This is a genomic window from Rhodococcus sp. NCIMB 12038 (assembly GCF_002165735.1).
GTDB lineage: Bacteria > Actinomycetota > Actinomycetes > Mycobacteriales > Mycobacteriaceae > Rhodococcus_F.
In genome coordinates, this window is sequence record NZ_NHML01000022.1 from 101,856 (window position 1) to 116,900 (window position 15,045).

General features: G+C 69.5%; 16 protein-coding genes. 3 read left to right on the plus strand and 13 right to left on the minus strand.

The window, feature by feature from the left end:
- Window positions 1-16: 16 nt before the first annotated feature.
- From CA951_RS29445 to CA951_RS29495, 11 genes are all read right to left on the minus strand, one after another.
- Window positions 17-616 carry a hypothetical protein gene (locus tag CA951_RS29445; protein WP_087560206.1) on the minus strand — a complete coding sequence of 200 codons (600 nt, stop codon included), beginning with the start codon at window positions 614-616 and terminating at the stop codon, window positions 17-19.
- Window positions 616-984, minus strand: coding sequence for a PEP-utilizing enzyme (locus tag CA951_RS29450; protein WP_087560207.1), 369 nt, complete (start codon window positions 982-984; stop codon window positions 616-618). The genes CA951_RS29445 and CA951_RS29450 overlap by 1 nt, the downstream gene beginning before the upstream one ends.
- Window positions 985-998: 14 nt before the next feature.
- On the minus strand, window positions 999-1,385 hold the full coding sequence (locus tag CA951_RS29455) for a hypothetical protein (protein WP_087560262.1): 387 nt from the start codon (window positions 1,383-1,385) through the stop codon (window positions 999-1,001).
- A gap of 78 nt (window positions 1,386-1,463) precedes the next feature.
- The gene (locus tag CA951_RS29460; protein ID WP_087560208.1) at window positions 1,464-2,615 is read right to left on the minus strand and encodes a S9 family peptidase; all 1,152 of its coding nucleotides are present in this window, start codon (window positions 2,613-2,615) and stop codon (window positions 1,464-1,466) included.
- Window positions 2,612-3,523 (minus strand): biphenyl-2,3-diol 1,2-dioxygenase, encoded by a 912-nt coding sequence (gene bphC / locus CA951_RS29465; RefSeq protein ID WP_087560209.1) that lies wholly within the window; start codon window positions 3,521-3,523, stop codon window positions 2,612-2,614. The genes CA951_RS29460 and bphC overlap by 4 nt, the downstream gene beginning before the upstream one ends.
- Window positions 3,524-3,610: 87 nt before the next feature.
- On the minus strand, window positions 3,611-4,789 hold the full coding sequence (locus CA951_RS29470) for an acyl-CoA dehydrogenase family protein (RefSeq protein WP_087560210.1): 1,179 nt from the start codon (window positions 4,787-4,789) through the stop codon (window positions 3,611-3,613).
- A 40-nt stretch (window positions 4,790-4,829) separates the two neighbouring features.
- Window positions 4,830-5,888, minus strand: a complete 1,059-nt coding sequence (gene dmpG, locus CA951_RS29475) for a 4-hydroxy-2-oxovalerate aldolase (protein ID WP_087560211.1) — start codon at window positions 5,886-5,888, stop codon at window positions 4,830-4,832.
- A gap of 36 nt (window positions 5,889-5,924) precedes the next feature.
- Window positions 5,925-6,830, minus strand: coding sequence for an acetaldehyde dehydrogenase (acetylating) (locus tag CA951_RS29480; RefSeq protein ID WP_218780527.1), 906 nt, complete (start codon window positions 6,828-6,830; stop codon window positions 5,925-5,927).
- 7 nt (window positions 6,831-6,837) lie between these two features.
- A complete protein-coding gene (locus CA951_RS29485; RefSeq protein WP_087560213.1) occupies window positions 6,838-7,623 on the minus strand; it encodes a 2-keto-4-pentenoate hydratase in 786 nt (261 codons plus the stop codon).
- Window positions 7,623-9,335 (minus strand): FAD-binding protein, encoded by a 1,713-nt coding sequence (locus tag CA951_RS29490; RefSeq protein ID WP_087560214.1) that lies wholly within the window; start codon window positions 9,333-9,335, stop codon window positions 7,623-7,625. The genes CA951_RS29485 and CA951_RS29490 overlap by 1 nt, the downstream gene beginning before the upstream one ends.
- Window positions 9,332-10,207 (minus strand): alpha/beta fold hydrolase, encoded by an 876-nt coding sequence (locus CA951_RS29495; RefSeq protein ID WP_087560215.1) that lies wholly within the window; start codon window positions 10,205-10,207, stop codon window positions 9,332-9,334. Before CA951_RS29495 ends, CA951_RS29490 begins: the two co-directional genes overlap by 4 nt.
- Window positions 10,208-10,403: 196 nt before the next feature.
- Here CA951_RS29495 and CA951_RS29500 point away from each other — a divergent pair, with 196 nt between their 5' ends.
- A complete protein-coding gene (locus tag CA951_RS29500) occupies window positions 10,404-10,940 on the plus strand; it encodes a flavin reductase family protein (protein ID WP_087560216.1) in 537 nt (178 codons plus the stop codon).
- A 33-nt stretch (window positions 10,941-10,973) separates the two neighbouring features.
- Here CA951_RS29500 and CA951_RS29505 read toward each other — a convergent pair whose 3' ends face one another.
- Window positions 10,974-11,867: an IclR family transcriptional regulator gene (locus tag CA951_RS29505; RefSeq protein WP_087560217.1), complete on the minus strand. Its 894-nt coding sequence runs from the start codon at window positions 11,865-11,867 to the stop codon at window positions 10,974-10,976.
- 201 nt (window positions 11,868-12,068) lie between these two features.
- Here CA951_RS29505 and CA951_RS29510 point away from each other — a divergent pair, with 201 nt between their 5' ends.
- A complete protein-coding gene (locus tag CA951_RS29510; protein WP_087560218.1) occupies window positions 12,069-12,965 on the plus strand; it encodes an LLM class F420-dependent oxidoreductase in 897 nt (298 codons plus the stop codon).
- A complete protein-coding gene (locus tag CA951_RS29515; protein ID WP_087560219.1) occupies window positions 12,962-13,444 on the plus strand; it encodes a nuclear transport factor 2 family protein in 483 nt (160 codons plus the stop codon). The genes CA951_RS29510 and CA951_RS29515 overlap by 4 nt, the downstream gene beginning before the upstream one ends.
- A 71-nt stretch (window positions 13,445-13,515) precedes the next feature.
- On the opposite strand, the gene CA951_RS29520 is transcribed toward CA951_RS29515, so the two are convergent.
- The gene (locus CA951_RS29520) at window positions 13,516-14,979 is read right to left on the minus strand and encodes an MFS transporter (RefSeq protein ID WP_087560220.1); all 1,464 of its coding nucleotides are present in this window, start codon (window positions 14,977-14,979) and stop codon (window positions 13,516-13,518) included.
- Window positions 14,980-15,045: the final 66 nt, after the last annotated feature.

Below are 15,045 nucleotides of genomic sequence, written 5' to 3' on the forward strand. Positions count from 1 at the left end.
TCGAGACTAGGCCGTATCACCGGACCAGGCCGAGGGACGCGATGAGGTCCTCGTGGAACTCGAACCAGACGCGGTGGCAGGAGTCGCGGTCGGTCGCGGTGATCCAGGCCGGATCGGTGCTCGCCCGCTCGACGGCTTCGGCAAACCGCCGGTGGTAGCCGGCAAACCGGTCCGCGTCCGCGACCAGGCGCGCCTCGAAATCGGCCAGTGCCCGGGCCGCGGACGCGAGGCGGGTGGTGGTCTCGTCGAGGGTCACGGTTGCGTCGCCGATACCCAGCTCGGCCAACTGCCAGGCGGTGCATGCGTCCGCGACGACGACGTTGTGCGGCAGGAATTCCCGGTGCACCTGCACCACCACGGCACGGATCCCGCACCGGTCGAGGTCGGCGGCGAGCAGTCGCTCGCCGTGTACCTTTCCGAGATCGGTGAGGGACCAGCCACTGTCCTCGGCGAACGTGGTGCGGGTGACCCACCCACGGGCCTGGGCATCGAGCAGGTGCTCGGCGGTCGCCTCGACGGGCAGCTCGAATCGGGCAGCCACACGCGCGGTCTCGGCGTAGCCGAGGATCCGCACGGCGTGCAACACCAGAATGTCCGTCGGAGTGCGGTAGGCCATCAGATCCTCCCGGCGTTCGGAACGGCGACGTGCCCGCGCGTGCCGTCCACGCGTACAAGCAAGCCGTCGGTCAGGGTGATCATGGCCTTCGGCGCAGCCACGACCGCGGGGATGCCCAACTCGCGGGCCACGATCGCGGCGTGCGCCGACAACCCACCGGTCTCGGTGACCACCGCGCAGGCTGTGGCCAGCAGCGGGGTCCAGGCCGGCGACGTCGTGCGGCAGACCAGGACGTCGCCCGGGCGGAAGCGGGCGAAGTCGTCCGGGCCGCCGACGATCCGCGCGGGGCCGACCGCGGTGCCGGGGCCGGCCGCGATGCCGGTCAGCAGCACCTCGCCCGGCGCAGCTTCCGGGTGGGGAGTGGACATCACGAGGCCACCGCTCAGTCCTCCGCGTCGCGGTCGCCGACTCGGGACACGACCCGGTTCAGGCGCTGCTGGGCGGCCTGAGCCGAACCCAGGCCGAGCGCCTCGGCGATGTGCGGCCAGGTCAGCCCACTGCCCCGGGCGGCGAACAGCAGCCCGGCCTCGATCTGGTCGAGTTCGACCCGAGCCGAAGACAGCAGCCGTAACCCGGCCGAGAGAACGGTCGGGTCCGCGCCGTTCGGATCACGGCACACCCACGCAGCGAACCTGACGAGGTCGCCGTCCGAATGTGGCTGCCCGGGCTGCTCCCACGGGCGCCGCTCGAGCCTCGCGGCACCGGCCCGGTTCAGCGTCGTGCGGGCCGAATCCAGCTCGGCCGCGTGTGTCTGGTCGTCGGTGGTCACCCGACCACCCCACGCCATCAACAGTCTGTTGTCAACAGACTGTTGATGGTTGTGTCGTCCGGGGAGGTCCCGGCGCCGTCAGCGGGCGAGGATCCCGGCGACGAAATCCTGCGCGTCCTGCTGCGATGCACCGATCGTCCCGCGATGGTCCACGCCCTCGTACGTCTGATACGTGAGTTCGTTCCCGTTGTCCTGCAACGTCTTCACCATCAGATCCGTCGACGGTTTGCTCACCACCAGGTCACCGGAACTCTGCGCGACCAGCGTCGGGACCTGCACGTGGACCCGCGACGGCTCCTGGCGGCCCAGGTACTCCGTCAGCGGTCCCAGGTCGGCGTCGGGGCGGAAGACCTGACCCGCGGGCACGGGCGGCACCTTCCGGATGTCGTCGATGCACCCGGTCCGCGCCGCCGTCAGCAGCGGTTGCGCCTGCTCCGTCAGCAGCGCCGACGGGTCGATCGCGGGATCGGCGGCCTGCGCGCCGAGGAGGATCAGCGGGAGGAACGCCTCGGCCGCTTCGATACCCGGCACGCCCGACCGGAAGTAGTTCGGAGTCTGGTCGAGCCCGTTGCCCGGGGCGATCGCCACGGCACCGCCGAGGTCCAGTTCGGGGGCGCGCTCCCCTGCCTGCGCCGCCGTGAACAGCGCCGCCTGCCCGCCCTGGCTGTGCCCGATCACGAACCACGTCGAGCCGACCGCCGGATCCACCTCGCGGGCGGCACGGACGATGTCCACGACGGCGTTCGCCTCCGTGTCACCGTTGATGTACGGATGGATACCCGGTGTGCCCAGACCCTGGTAGTCAGTGCTCACCACCGCGTACCCCTTCGCCACCCAGTCGTCGAGGGAGGCGTTGACTCCGGAGAGGTAGCTGTGGGCGGGACCGCCCGCGAAATCCGCGGACGGGGCGCAGGCGTCCGCGACTCCGGTGGTGCCGTGCGCCCAGCTGATCACCGGATACCCGCCGTCGGGTGCCGGCGTGCGGGGAATCGCCACGGTCCCCGACACCACGACCGGGCCGCCGTTGCCGTCCTGCGACGCGTAGGTGATCACCTCGGTCCGCGCGGCGCTCGGCAGCGCGGGACCATCGGTCACGGCGCGGGCCGACAGCAGTTGACCCGGCCGGGGCGACGTGTCGGTGGTCGTCTCGGAAGCCGCACTGGAACAGGCACTTCCACCGAGGAGAACGAGTGCCGCCACAGCGCCGATGCGGGCGCGCGAGGACGTCACGAGAACGCCGCCAGCGGCTCGGAACCCGACCAGTCGTGGCCCCAGTAACTGTCCGCGGTGATCTCCTCGGCGGTGTAGTGCGCCTCGTCGACGAGCATGCCCTCCGTGCCGAATTCGAGGTCCCAGCCGCCGGGGGCGCGCACGTAGAACGACACCATGCGGTCGTTGGTGTGCCGACCGAGGGTCGACGAGATGGAGAAGCCGAGCTTGCCGAGCCGGTCGAGTGCCTGACCGACGGCGTCGAGGGTGTCGACCTCCGTCATCAGATGCACCATCCCGGGTTCGCCGCTGTGCGGGGCGGGGCACAACGCGAGACTGTGATGGCGCTGGTTGACGCCCATGAACCGCACCCGGCGGGCGGGTCCGGGGGCGTCGGCCGGTCCGAGGCGGATCGCCCCGCGGGGCAGGAACCCCAGCACCTCGGTGTAGAACGTGTACGCCTCCTCGAACGCTGGCGTCGGGAGAACCACGTGCCCCAGCCCCTGTGCGCCGGTGACGAAGCGGCCCCCGTGCGGGGTAACGACGGGACTGTGGTCGAGGACCGGCCCGAAGAACACCTCCACCCGGGTACCGGACGGATCGTCGAACGCGAACACCTGCTCGGCGTCGCGGTAGCGCGACTCCTCCTCGGACAGGACGTCGACCGTGACACCCGCCTTCTCCACCTGCTCGCGCACCCGCTGGAGGGCGAACTGGTCGCGCACCTCCCACCCCACGGCGAGCGCCTTGTCCGTGTCGCCGGGCAGGACGATCAGCCGCGACCGCCGCTCGTCCACGCGCAAATACAGGCCGTCGGGTTCGGGGCCCGACCCCTCGGCCATGCCCAGGCCGTCCACCACCAGCTCACGCCAGCGTGGCACGTCCTTCGTCTGGATCCGCAGGTAGCCGAGCCCTCGGATGTCGGTCATGTGAAGTCCTTTCCTGGGGGCGGCTCCGCCACCCGTGCGCCTTTCTGGTAGCTGGAACTACCAAAAAGGCGCACGGGCGCGGAGCGCCTAGATCATCGAGCGGTGGATGCCCTGGGGTTCGCCGCCGAGCTGGGTGAGGGCCGAGGAGTGGAAGATCGATCCCGGCACGTGGATGGCGTGCGAGAGGCCGGCGTGCGCATCCCGCCAGAACCGCTGCATCGGTGTCTTCAGTTGGAGCGCACCGCCACCGGAGCGCGCGAAGATCTCGTCGACGGCGCGCACCGCCCGCCAGGCGGCGGCCGTCTGGGTGCGACGACCGATCGACCGCTGTTCGAACGACACCTCCCGGCCCTTCTCGGTCATGTCCCAGAACCGGTCGACCGTCTCCAGGATCGCCGCGCGGGACGCCGCGATCTCCGCGGCCGCCTCCCCGATCGCGAACAGCACGTAGGGGTCGTCCTTGATCGGGGTGCCGGAGACGGTGACGCGTTCGCGTTGCGCGTTCAGGTGGCAGGCCAGCGCGCCCTCGGCGATGCCGATGAGCGAGGACGTGATGCCGAGCGGGAAGATGCACGAGAACGGGAAGTTGTAGAGCGTCTGGGTGCGGCCGAACTCCTTCGGCGCGGACCCGTCGAAGACCTTGTCGGCCTGCAGCGTCCGGTGTTGCGGGATGAACGCGTCCTTGACGATCAGGTCCTTGGATCCGGTGCCGCGCAGTCCGACGACGTTCCAGCTGTCCTGGTCGATGTCGTAGTCCGAGCGCGGGAGCAGCACGTGCAGGATCTTCGGGGGCATGACCCGGTTGCCGTCCCGGTCGCCGACCGCGGCGCCGATCATGACCCACCCGCAGTGGTCGGTGCCCGAGGAGAACGACCACCGACCGTTGAGGACGTAGCCGCCGTCGACGGGCACGGCCACCCCCATCGGGGCGTACGGCGACGCCATCCACATGTCGGAGTCCTCGCCCCACACCTCGTCCTGCGCGGTGCGGTCGAAGAACGCCAGCTCCCAGGGGTGGACGCCGACGATGCCGCTGACCCAGCCCGCGGCTCCGTCGATGGCGCCGATGCCCATCGCGGTCTCCGCGAATTCGCGCGGGTGGGATTCGTAGCCGCCGTACTCCTTGGGTTGCAGCATCCGCATCACCCCGGAGTCGCGCAGCCTTTTCGCGGAGGTGTCCGACAGCCGCATCAGCTTGTCGCCCTCGGCGCCTTCCGCACGGATCTCGTCCGCGTACTGTTCGATCCTGTCAAGAACCTGGCCCATAATGATCTCGGCTTTCTGGTGTCGGTACCCGGCGGAACGCCTAGGCGGACTTCTTCTCGGCGACTACGGGTTCCGCGGACTGCCGGTCCGCGAGGCCGAGGGCGATTTCGATCAGCTGGTCCTCCTGACCGCCGACCAGCTTGCGTCTGCCGGCCTCGATGAGGATTTCCGCACCGGACACGCCGTACCGGCGGGCGTGGGAGTCGGCGTGCTTGAGGAAGCTGGAGTACACGCCGGCGTAGCCCATGGTCAGCGACAGCCGGTCGAGCAGGCAGTCGCCGTCCATGACGGGCCGGACGACGTCCTCGGCGGCGTCGATGATCTTCAGGGTGTCGATGCCGGTGCGGATTCCGAGCTTCTCGGTGACGGCGGCGAACGCCTCGACCGGGGTGTTGCCCGCGCCGGCGCCGAAGCGCCGGGTGGAGCCGTCGATCTGCAGGGCGCCCGCCTCGACGGCGAGCACCGAGTTGGCGACTCCGAGGCCGAGGTTTTCGTGGCCGTGGAATCCGACCTGTGCGTCGTCGCCGAGTTCCGCCACCAGGGCGGACACGCGGTCGCTGACGGCGTTCATGATCAGCGCGCCCGCCGAGTCGACGACGTACACGCACTGGCAGCCGGCGTCGGCCATGATCCGGGCCTGCTTCGCGAGCACTTCCGGCGACTGGCTGTGCGACATCATCAGGAAGCCGACGGTCTCGAGCCCGAGTTCGCGGGCGAGGCCGAAGTGCTGCACGGAGATGTCGGCTTCGGTGCAGTGCGTGGCGATGCGGCAGATGCTCGCGCCGTTGTCCGCGGCCTCGCGGATGTCGGATTGGACCCCCAGTCCGGGGAGCATGAGGAACGCGATCTTCGCCCGTTCCGCCGTCTCCACCGCGGCCTTGATCAGTTCCTGTTCCGGGGTGTGGCTGAATCCGTAGTTGAACGAGGAACCGCCGAGTCCGTCGCCGTGGGTGACCTCGATGACCGGAACCCCGGCGGCGTCGAGCGCCCCGACGATGGAGCGGACGTGGTCGACGGTGAACTGGTGGCGCTTGGCGTGGGAGCCGTCGCGCAGGGACGAGTCCGTCACCCGGATGTCGAGTTCGGCACTGTAAGGCATCGGTATTCCTTCAAAAGAGTGAATGGGCGGACGCGCTCAGACGCCGGCGCCGAGGATCTGCGTCGCGAAGCTCTCGCCGACCTTGGTGGCGGCGGCGGTCATGATGTCGAGGTTGCCGGAGTAGGGCGGCAGGAAGTCGCCGGCGCCCTCGACCTCGAGGAAGATGCCGACGCGGGCGAGTCCACCGCTGATCGGCGTCGGGTCGTCGAATTGCGGTTCGGCGCGCAGGCGGTAGCCGGGGACGTACGCCTGCACGGACGCCGCGACGTCGTGGATGGACGCGGTGATCGCGCCGCGGTCGGCGTCGGCCGGGATGGAGCAGAACACGGTGTCCTTCATGAACATCGGCGGTTCGGCCGGGTTCAGGATGATGATCGCCTTGCCCTTCTTCGCCCCGCCGATCGTCTCGATGCCCCGGCTCGTGGTGATCGTGAACTCGTCGATGTTCGCGCGGGTACCAGGTCCCGCGGACGGCGAGGCCACGCTGGCGACGATCTCGGCGTACGCGACCTCGGTGATCCGGGAGACGGCGTGGACCATGGGGATGGTCGCCTGGCCGCCGCACGTGATGAGGTTGACGTTCGGTGCGGTGCGGTGCTCGCCCATGTTGACGGCGGGCACGACCGCCGGTCCGAGCGCGGCGGGGGTGAGGTCGACGGCCTGGATGCCGAGTTCCGCGTAACGGGGCGCGTTCGCCCGGTGCACGTAGGCCGAGGTGGCCTCGAAGACGATGTCGGGGCGCTCGTCCTGGGCGAGCAGCCAGTCGACGCCCTCGGCGCTGGCGATCACACCCCGGTCCGCGGCGCGCTTCAGTCCCTCGCTGTCGGGGTCGACGCCGATCATCCAGCGGGGCTCGATGATCTCGGAGCGGAGGAGTTTGTACATCAGGTCGGTGCCGATGTTGCCGGATCCGACGATCGCGGCGAGAGCCTTGGTCACAATTGTCGCCTTACTTGAATTCTACTGATACGGAACCGATGTCACTGAAATCAGCGCGGAACACGTCGCCGGGGCGGGCGTCGATCGCGCGGGTGCACGACCCGGGCAGGATCACGTGCCCGGCCTCGAGCCGCACCCCGAAGCTCCCGACCTTCCGCGCCAGCCAGGCCACGGCCTTCGTGGGATTGCCGAGCACCGCCGACGCCTCGCCCCGCGCGATCTCCGTCTCGCCCTGGAAGAGCACCGCGGAGATTGCGCCGATGTCGACGTTCGCCGGTTCCACGCGTCCGGCGCCGAGGATCACGCCGGCCGACGACGCGTTGTCGGCGATCGTGTCGGCGAGCCCGATCGTCCAGTCGGTGATGCGGGAGTCGATCAATTCGATACTGGGAACGATGTATTCGGTGGCCGCGAGCACATCCGCCTCGGTGCACCCCTCCCCCGGCAGTGTCTCGCCGAGGACGTAGCCGATCTCCACCTCGATGCGCGGGTAGCAGAACTGCGCGGTGTCGATCGGCGTCCCCTCGGCGTACACCATGCTCGACAGCAGGTGTCCGTAGTCGGGCTCGTCGACGCCCATCATCTTCTGCATTACCTCGGACGACAGCCCGACCTTGTGGCCGTACACCGTCTCCCCCGCCGCCAGCCGCGCCCGGATGTTCAGCAGTGCGATCTCGTACGCGTCGACGACGTCGATGCCCGGAAACACGGTGGTGAGCTGGTCGATGGGTGCACGGTCGCGTTCGGCGTTCCGCAGGAGGTGGGCGGCGGACAGCCGTTGCGCGTCGCTCAGCATCACGCCACCTCTCCCGCACGTGAGTGCTGTCGTGTGTTCCGGGACTCTTTGCCACTCACCTGGGCGGCGTGCTGCGCGGCGATGTAGCCGAACACCATGGCGGGACCGATGGTCGCGCCGGCGCCGGCGTATTCGTTGCCCATCACCGACGCCGAGGTGTTGCCGGTGGCATACAGGCCGTCGATGACCGAACCGTCCTCGCGGAGCACCCGGGCGTCGGCGTCGGTGACGAGCCCGCCCTTGGTGCCCAGGTCGCCTGCCTCGCAGCGGATCGCGTAGAACGGGCCCTGCGTGATTTCGTCGAGGCACGGGTTCGTCATCGTCGGGTCGCCGTAGTACCGGTCGTACGCGCTGTCGCCGCGGCCGAAGTCCTCGTCCGTGCCGGTGCGGGCGAAACCGTTGAACCGGTCGACGGTCGCGACGAGGGTGTCGGCCCGGACGCCGATCTTCTCCGCGAGGTCGCGCAGCGTGTCGGCCTTGTGCACGACACCGGAGTCGTAGAACCCCTGCGGGAATGGCACACCCGGCAGGACCTGCGCGAACGGGTACCGCGACTTCGCCTTGGTGTCCATCACGAACCACGCCGGGACGTGCCCGCCGTCGAGTTGGTCGTGGACGAAGTTCACGTACGGCGACGACTCGTTGGTGAAGCGTTCACCGCGGCCGTTCACGATCACCGACGGCGGAATGCACCGCTCCGACACGAGCGGGATCACGGCGCCCATCGGATGCAGCACCGACGGCATCCACCAGGCGTCGTCCATGAGGTCGACCGCCGCGCCCAGCTTCTGGCCTGCGACGATGCCGTCGCCGGTGTTCTCCCGCGCGCCGGCGCTGACGTCCGGAACGCCGTGCCTGGGCAGGTACTTGGCCCGCATGTCCTGGTTGTGGTCGAACCCGCCGGTCGCGAGCAGCACGCCGCGGCGGGCGCCGATCCGGACCGTCTGCCCGTCGCGCTCGGCGAGGACACCCACGACCGCTCCGGCGCCGTCGACGATCAGCTCCGTCATCGACGTCTTCAGCCACAGCGGCACCCCGGCGTCCTTGAGGACCATCCGCATCCGCGCCACGAGTGCGCGTCCGCCGGTCGCCATGTGGCGTCGGCGGATCACGTTCGACGCCACCCGCCATGCCGCCACCAGCGACGCCTTGCGGCCCTTCCAGGTGCGCTTGACCATGGCGAGGTCGTGGTAGTCCTTGGACGTGACCCACAGGCCCAGCGGACCCTTCATGCTGTTGGGACGCTGGAACTGCTCGTCCTCCTTCAGCGCCCGGGTGTCGAAGGGCATGCATTCGATGGTGCGCCCGAGCGGCCGCCCGCCCTCGTATTCCGGGTGGTAGTCGGAGTAGCCCTTCACCCAGTACAGCTTCATGTGCGGGCTGCGGTCGAGGAGTTCCATCAGCTCGGGACCCTTGTCGACGAACGCGTCGAGGCGGTCGGCGGCGACGGTGCCCTCGGTGATGATGTCGAGGTAGCGGCGGATCGACTCGCGGGAGTCGACGACGCCCTTCGCGCGCAGCGTCGGGGCGTTGGGTATCCAGATGCCGCCGCCGGAGATGGCGGTGGATCCGCCGAACGTCGCGCCCTTGTCGATGACGAGGGTGTCGATCCCGCGGTGGGCCGCGGTGATCGCCGCGGCCATGCCGCCGCCACCGCTGCCGACGACGAGGAAATCGACTGTGGTGTCGAAGTTTTCTGCGGTGCCGCTCATCGTCCGCTGCCGTCCTTGCGGAGGAGGAAGGCGAGGACGGCACTCTCGAACGCCGTCTTCTGCTCGATCATCGCCCAGTGCCCGCAGTTCGGGAACACGTGCAGTTCCGCCCGCGGGATCGACCGCATCGGGATGATCGCCATGTCCAGCGGGCTGACCCGGTCGTCGCGACCCCACGTGAGCAGCGTCGGCGCCGTCACCTTGTGCAGCTGGGCCCAGTACGGGGTCGCGTCGGACGCGAGTGCCGCCTTGGCGCCGGCCTCGAACGCGGCCTTGCTGTACATCTTGCGGGCGCTGGCGAGGGTCTCGGGGTCGGTGGCCTGCGTCCAGCGTTCCTCGATCAGTTCCTCGGTGACCATGGCTGGGTCGAACACCATCGAGTGCAACCACGCGATCAGTCGTTCCCGGGTGGGGTCGTCGGTGAATTCCATCAGGAGGTTGATGCCCTCGCCGGGACCGGGGCTGAAGAGGTTCCTGCCGATGCCGCCGATGGTGATCAGCTTGGCGACGCGGTCCGGGTGCGCGATGGCGAACTGGGTGCCGACGATGCCGCCCATCGAGTTTCCGAGCATCGGCACCTCGTCGAGTCCGAGCCCGTCGAGGAAACGGAGCACCGCGTCGCCCGCGGTGAGCATCGGGTGGCCACCGAAGTCGTCGCTGACCCCGAATCCCGGGAACTCCAGGATGAAGGTGCGGAAGTGCTCGGCGAAGACGCCGAGGTTGCCGCGGAAGTTGCGCCACCCCGTCACGCCGGGGCCGGAGCCGTGCAGCAGCAGAAGAGGCGGACCGTCGCCGGCCTCGTGGTAGCGAAGCACGCCGAGGTCGGTCTTCAGCTCCTTCAGGGTGCCCTCGTAACTCGAGTCAGTCGTCATGGTCGATCACGTTGCCAGCGTGGTCCCGGCTCGGACAGGAGCGATCCCGGTCAGCGAGACACCACCCGGCCCGGGCATGGTCCGGGCGGGGACTTCCACTGACCGAGACGGCATCTCGTGGCCTTTCGGAGGCGTCCCTAGCCTCGGGATCGATCGCCGAATCGGTCGGCGACGCAGAGCAATCGGAGGCGGTCTGATGGCAACCGAACCGGCCGGCAACAAGCCCGCGACACACCCGCACGCACCGTCACCGGACGAGATGCGCCGGGCCCTCGGACAATTCGCCAGCGGCGTGACGGTCGTGACGGGGCTCGACGCGGAGGGCCCGGTGGGTTTCACGTGCCAGTCGTTCGCGTCGGTGTCGCTGGAGCCGCCGCTGATCCTGTTCTGCGCCGATCACCGCGGGCGGGCGTGGCCGCGCATCCGGCGGTCGGGGCGGTTCACGATCAACGTGCTGCGCGAGGACCAGGCGGACCTCTGCGCCCGGTTCGGTTCGAGCCGGGGTGCCAAGTTCGACGGGCTCGCGTGGGAGCCGTCGCGGTGGTCGACGCCGTCGCTGCCGGGGGTCCTGGTGCGTGTGCATGCAGACGTGCAGTCGGTGCACACGGCCGGCGATCACGACGTCGTGATCGGACGCGTCCGGGAACTCGAATCGGTCTGCGAGGAGCGTCCGATGGTGTTCTTCCGGGGCGGTTTCGGTCTCGATGCCGCTCCGCTGCCCGTGCGTGCGTAACGAGTCCAGGGACTCGTCAGGCACGCACGGGCGTCAGAGCCACTGGCCCGACTGCACCGCGAGGAGCTGGTCGAGGGTCTCGGTCGACCACGAGCTGTCCGGGATCTCCGGGGTCCGGCGGCCGCGACGGGGCGTTCCCAGTTCAGGGTGCAGCGTCCGGGTGACTTCCCGGGCGGCGTCGACGACGAGCGGGGCGACGCGCTCGAGTTGGACGGTGCGCGCATCACCGCACAGCGAGATGCCGGCCACCGGCCCGTCGGCACTGCGGACCGCGACTCCGACGCACCCGATTCCGCGCACCGCCTCCCCGCGCTCGAAGGCGAGTCCGCGGCGCTGCCGGATCCGGTTGAGCTCCTGGTGCAGCGTGGACAGTTCGGTGATCGTGCGGTCCGTGCTCCGGGTGAGCCGCGGCCCGTACATGCCGTCCACCTGCTCCGGGTCGACCCACGCGAGCATCGCCTTGCCGCCCGCCGTCGTGTAGGCGGGCACCCGCCCGCCCACGCGGGACGGCAGGCTCGCGGCCATCCGCCCGCCGACCTTGTCCAGATACACGCTCTCCGCGCCGTCCAGCACGGCCAGGTGCACGACCATCCCGGTCTGCATGTGCAGTTCGTGCAGCAGCGGCGCGGCCGCGGCCCGGACCTGGCTGTGCCCGTTGTCGCCGCCGCCGAGCCCCATCGCCCGCCGCCCGAGGCAGTAGCCGAAGCTGGCGTGGTCGACCCAGTCGAGACGGACCAGCTGGTCGAGGATGCGGTGCACGGTGGACCGCGGCAGCCGGGTGCGGCACGCCACCTCTTCGAGCGTCAGGCGCGACGTCCGGCCGTCGAACGCGTCGAGGATCAGCGTCATCCGTTCCACCATCGACGGCGGCAGATCCTTCTTCGCAGCGGGTACCGACAGTGCATCATCCGAATCGACGACAGTCATCGACGCCTCCAAATATCCTGGTCACACGCATGCGTCCGACAAAAACTGAAATGAATTCTTAAAATACTAACAGCCGCGCCCGCCGCGGGGAAGGAATCGGACAACCACCGCGCCCGGTCACCGGGAATGCCCGCGCACCCCGCGGGGTGCCTCCACTACAACGGTGACGACAGACGACCCCGAGAGCGGAGTTACGAACTGATGCACATAGGAATCGCGCCGCCCATCGTCATCGCGCACCCCGCAGTCCGCGCGGACTGGGAACGCGGCGCCGGCATCGCGGAGTTGACCGCGATCGCCCGGACCGCCGACCGCCTCGGCTACCACCACCTCACCTGCAGCGAGCACGTCGCCGTCCCCACCGACGTCGCCGTCGAACGCGGCGGCACCTACTGGGACCCGCTCGCGACTCTCGGGTTCCTCGCCGCCCACACGACGACCATCCGCCTCGCCACGCAGGTCCTGGTGCTCGGCTATCACCACCCCCTCGAGATCGCCAAGCGCTACGGCACGCTCGACGTCGTCAGCGGCGGCCGGCTCGTACTGGGGCTGGGCGTGGGCAGCCTGCGCGAGGAATTCGACCTGCTCGGCGCGCCTTTCGACGACCGGGGTGCCCGCGCCGACGACGCCCTCGCCGCACTGCGCGCGTCCCTGTCGCAATCCCGGCCCGAGTACCACGGCCCGTTCTACGACTTCGACGGCGTCGTCGTCGAACCGCACGCCGTCCAGCCGCGAGTCCCGCTGTGGATCGGGGGACGCACACTGCGGTCCCTGCGCCGCGCGACGACGCTCGGCGACGGCTGGGTGCCGTTCGGTCTGTCGCTCGACGAATTGTGCGCACTGCTCGCGCGGGTCGACGTCCCCGAGAATTTCGAGGTGGTCCTCAGCGCAGGCGCCCCGCTCGATCCGATCGGCTCCCCCGACACCGTGGCCCGCTCCCTCGAAAAACGTCGCGAGGCCGGCACCACCGTCGTCAGCGCCACCCTCGCGTCCACCAGCGCTACCCACTACTGCGAGCAACTGGAGGCCCTCCGGCAGCTGGGCGACACCCTCGGCCTCTCCTTCCGCACCACGACCGAAGACAGGATCCGCCCATGACCGGCACCGAAGAACTCCTCCGCACACTCGCCGAACGCGTCACCGCCCTCGAGGACAAACTCGCCATCCTCGAGCTGATGACCGCCTACGGCCCCGCCATCGACAGCGGGTCGGCCGACGCCGTCGCGCGTCTGTGGACCGAGGACGGCGTGTACGACGTGGACACCGGGGTAATGCGCGGGCATGCGGCCATCACGGCGATGGTGCAGTCGCAGGCGCATCAGGGCTGGATCGGCGGTGGCTGCGCGCACATGCTCGAGCCCGGGCACGTGCGCGTCGACGGCGACATCGCGGTGGCGACGTGCAAGTCGCAGTTGATCATTCACGATGACGCCGGGTTCCGGGTTCACCGGATCACCGCAAACCGGTGGGAGCTCGCCAAGATCGACGGCGAGTGGAAGGTGACCCGCCGCGTCAATCGGCTTCTCGACGGCCGTGAGGAGGCGCGCACCCTGCTGGCCGCGGGGGTGCGCCACTGAGCACGGCTTCGGCTGCACGGAAACGAGGCCCGCAGGTGCTGCGGGCCTCGTCCTCGTGCGGCAGGCGACGGTCAGGCGACCATCTCCGACGTGGCCACGGCCGTGTCGGCCGGGCGCTCGATCTTGCTGCGGGTGAGGAGAAGTCCCATCACCGCGGCCAGCAGTCCGGAGACCGCCAGCGTGAAGAAGGCGTAGACGAATCCCTTCTCGGAGTATTGCGCGGCGCGGCCCACCAGCACGACACCGGGGATCGCGACGATGGCGATCATCATCTGGCTGCCGATCGCACTGCCCAGCGAACCGGACAGGTTCAGCATCCCGCCGGCGATCCCCTGCGTCTGCGCGGGCACGGTGCGCATGATGAGGTTCGGCAACGTCGCCGACGCGGAACCGAGCCCGAGGCCGATCACCAACTGCCCGAACATCATCTGTGCGGTCGAGTCGTGGAGGGTGGCGAGCAGGACCGACCCGAGCGACAGGGCGGCGCCGCCGAACACCAGAACCGGCGCGGGGCCGATGCGCCGGGTGAAGTATCCGCCGACGGGACCGGCGATCATCGACATGATGCCGGTGGGGACGGTGTAGACGGCGACGGCGAGGGCGGTGACACCGAATCCGTAGCCGAGACCGAGCCCGGGATCGGTCATCACGAACATCGGGATGAGCATCGAATGGCTGACCAGGACGAACTGGACGAAACCGCTGGCCGCCAGGGTTTTCGCGACGGGGCCGTGCCGGAGCATCTGCAGGTCGACGAGCGGCTCCTTCGGCGTGCGTTCGTAGACCAGCCATCCGGCGAGAACGGCGAGACCGCCGCCCACGCACAGAAGTGTCTGCGGGTCCGTGTATCCCCAGGTGGCGGCCTTGCCGATGCCGAACAGCAGCACGAAGGCGCCGAGTCCGAGGATGACCGCACCGAGCACGTCGAGCTTCGACTTCGTGCGGAGGGTGGTCTCGGGCACGAAGACCGCGACCGCGATGCCGACGACCGCCACGTGGGCAAGTTGCGCCCAGAACACGCCGGTGTAGCCGAAGTGGTCGATGAGATAGCCGCCGATGATCGGGCCGAGGATGGTGCTCGCCCCCATACCCGTGGCGACGAATCCCACCGCCACGGGAATCATCGACGGCGGCAGGATGTCGCGGATCAGCCCGTAGGCGAGCACGAGGATCGCCATGCCGGCACCCTGGAGGCCGCGGCCCACGAGGAACAGTTCGAACGTGGGGGCCAGCGCTGCGAGGAGCGATCCGGCGCCGAATACCGCGGCCGACACGAGCATCATCCGCTTCTTGCCGTAGATGTCGCCGAGTTTGCCGACCAGCGGAGTCGAGGCGGCGAGCATAAGCGTGACGATCGTGATCACCCAGCCGACGTTCGCGGTGCCGAAGTGTTTCGCGATCTCCGGCAGCGCCGGGGTGACGAAGTTGTAGGCGAGTGGGATGACCTCGACCAGGAGGATGATCAGGGCCAGGAGGGCGAACGACTTCCCGCGTGAGAGCGGTGCGCGCTCCGCCTCACCTGGGGACAGGGGCATGTTATGCATATGTGGCTCCGGGGGATTCGAGTGGATCAGCACGCCCAACCTGGCATGGCGCCCAGT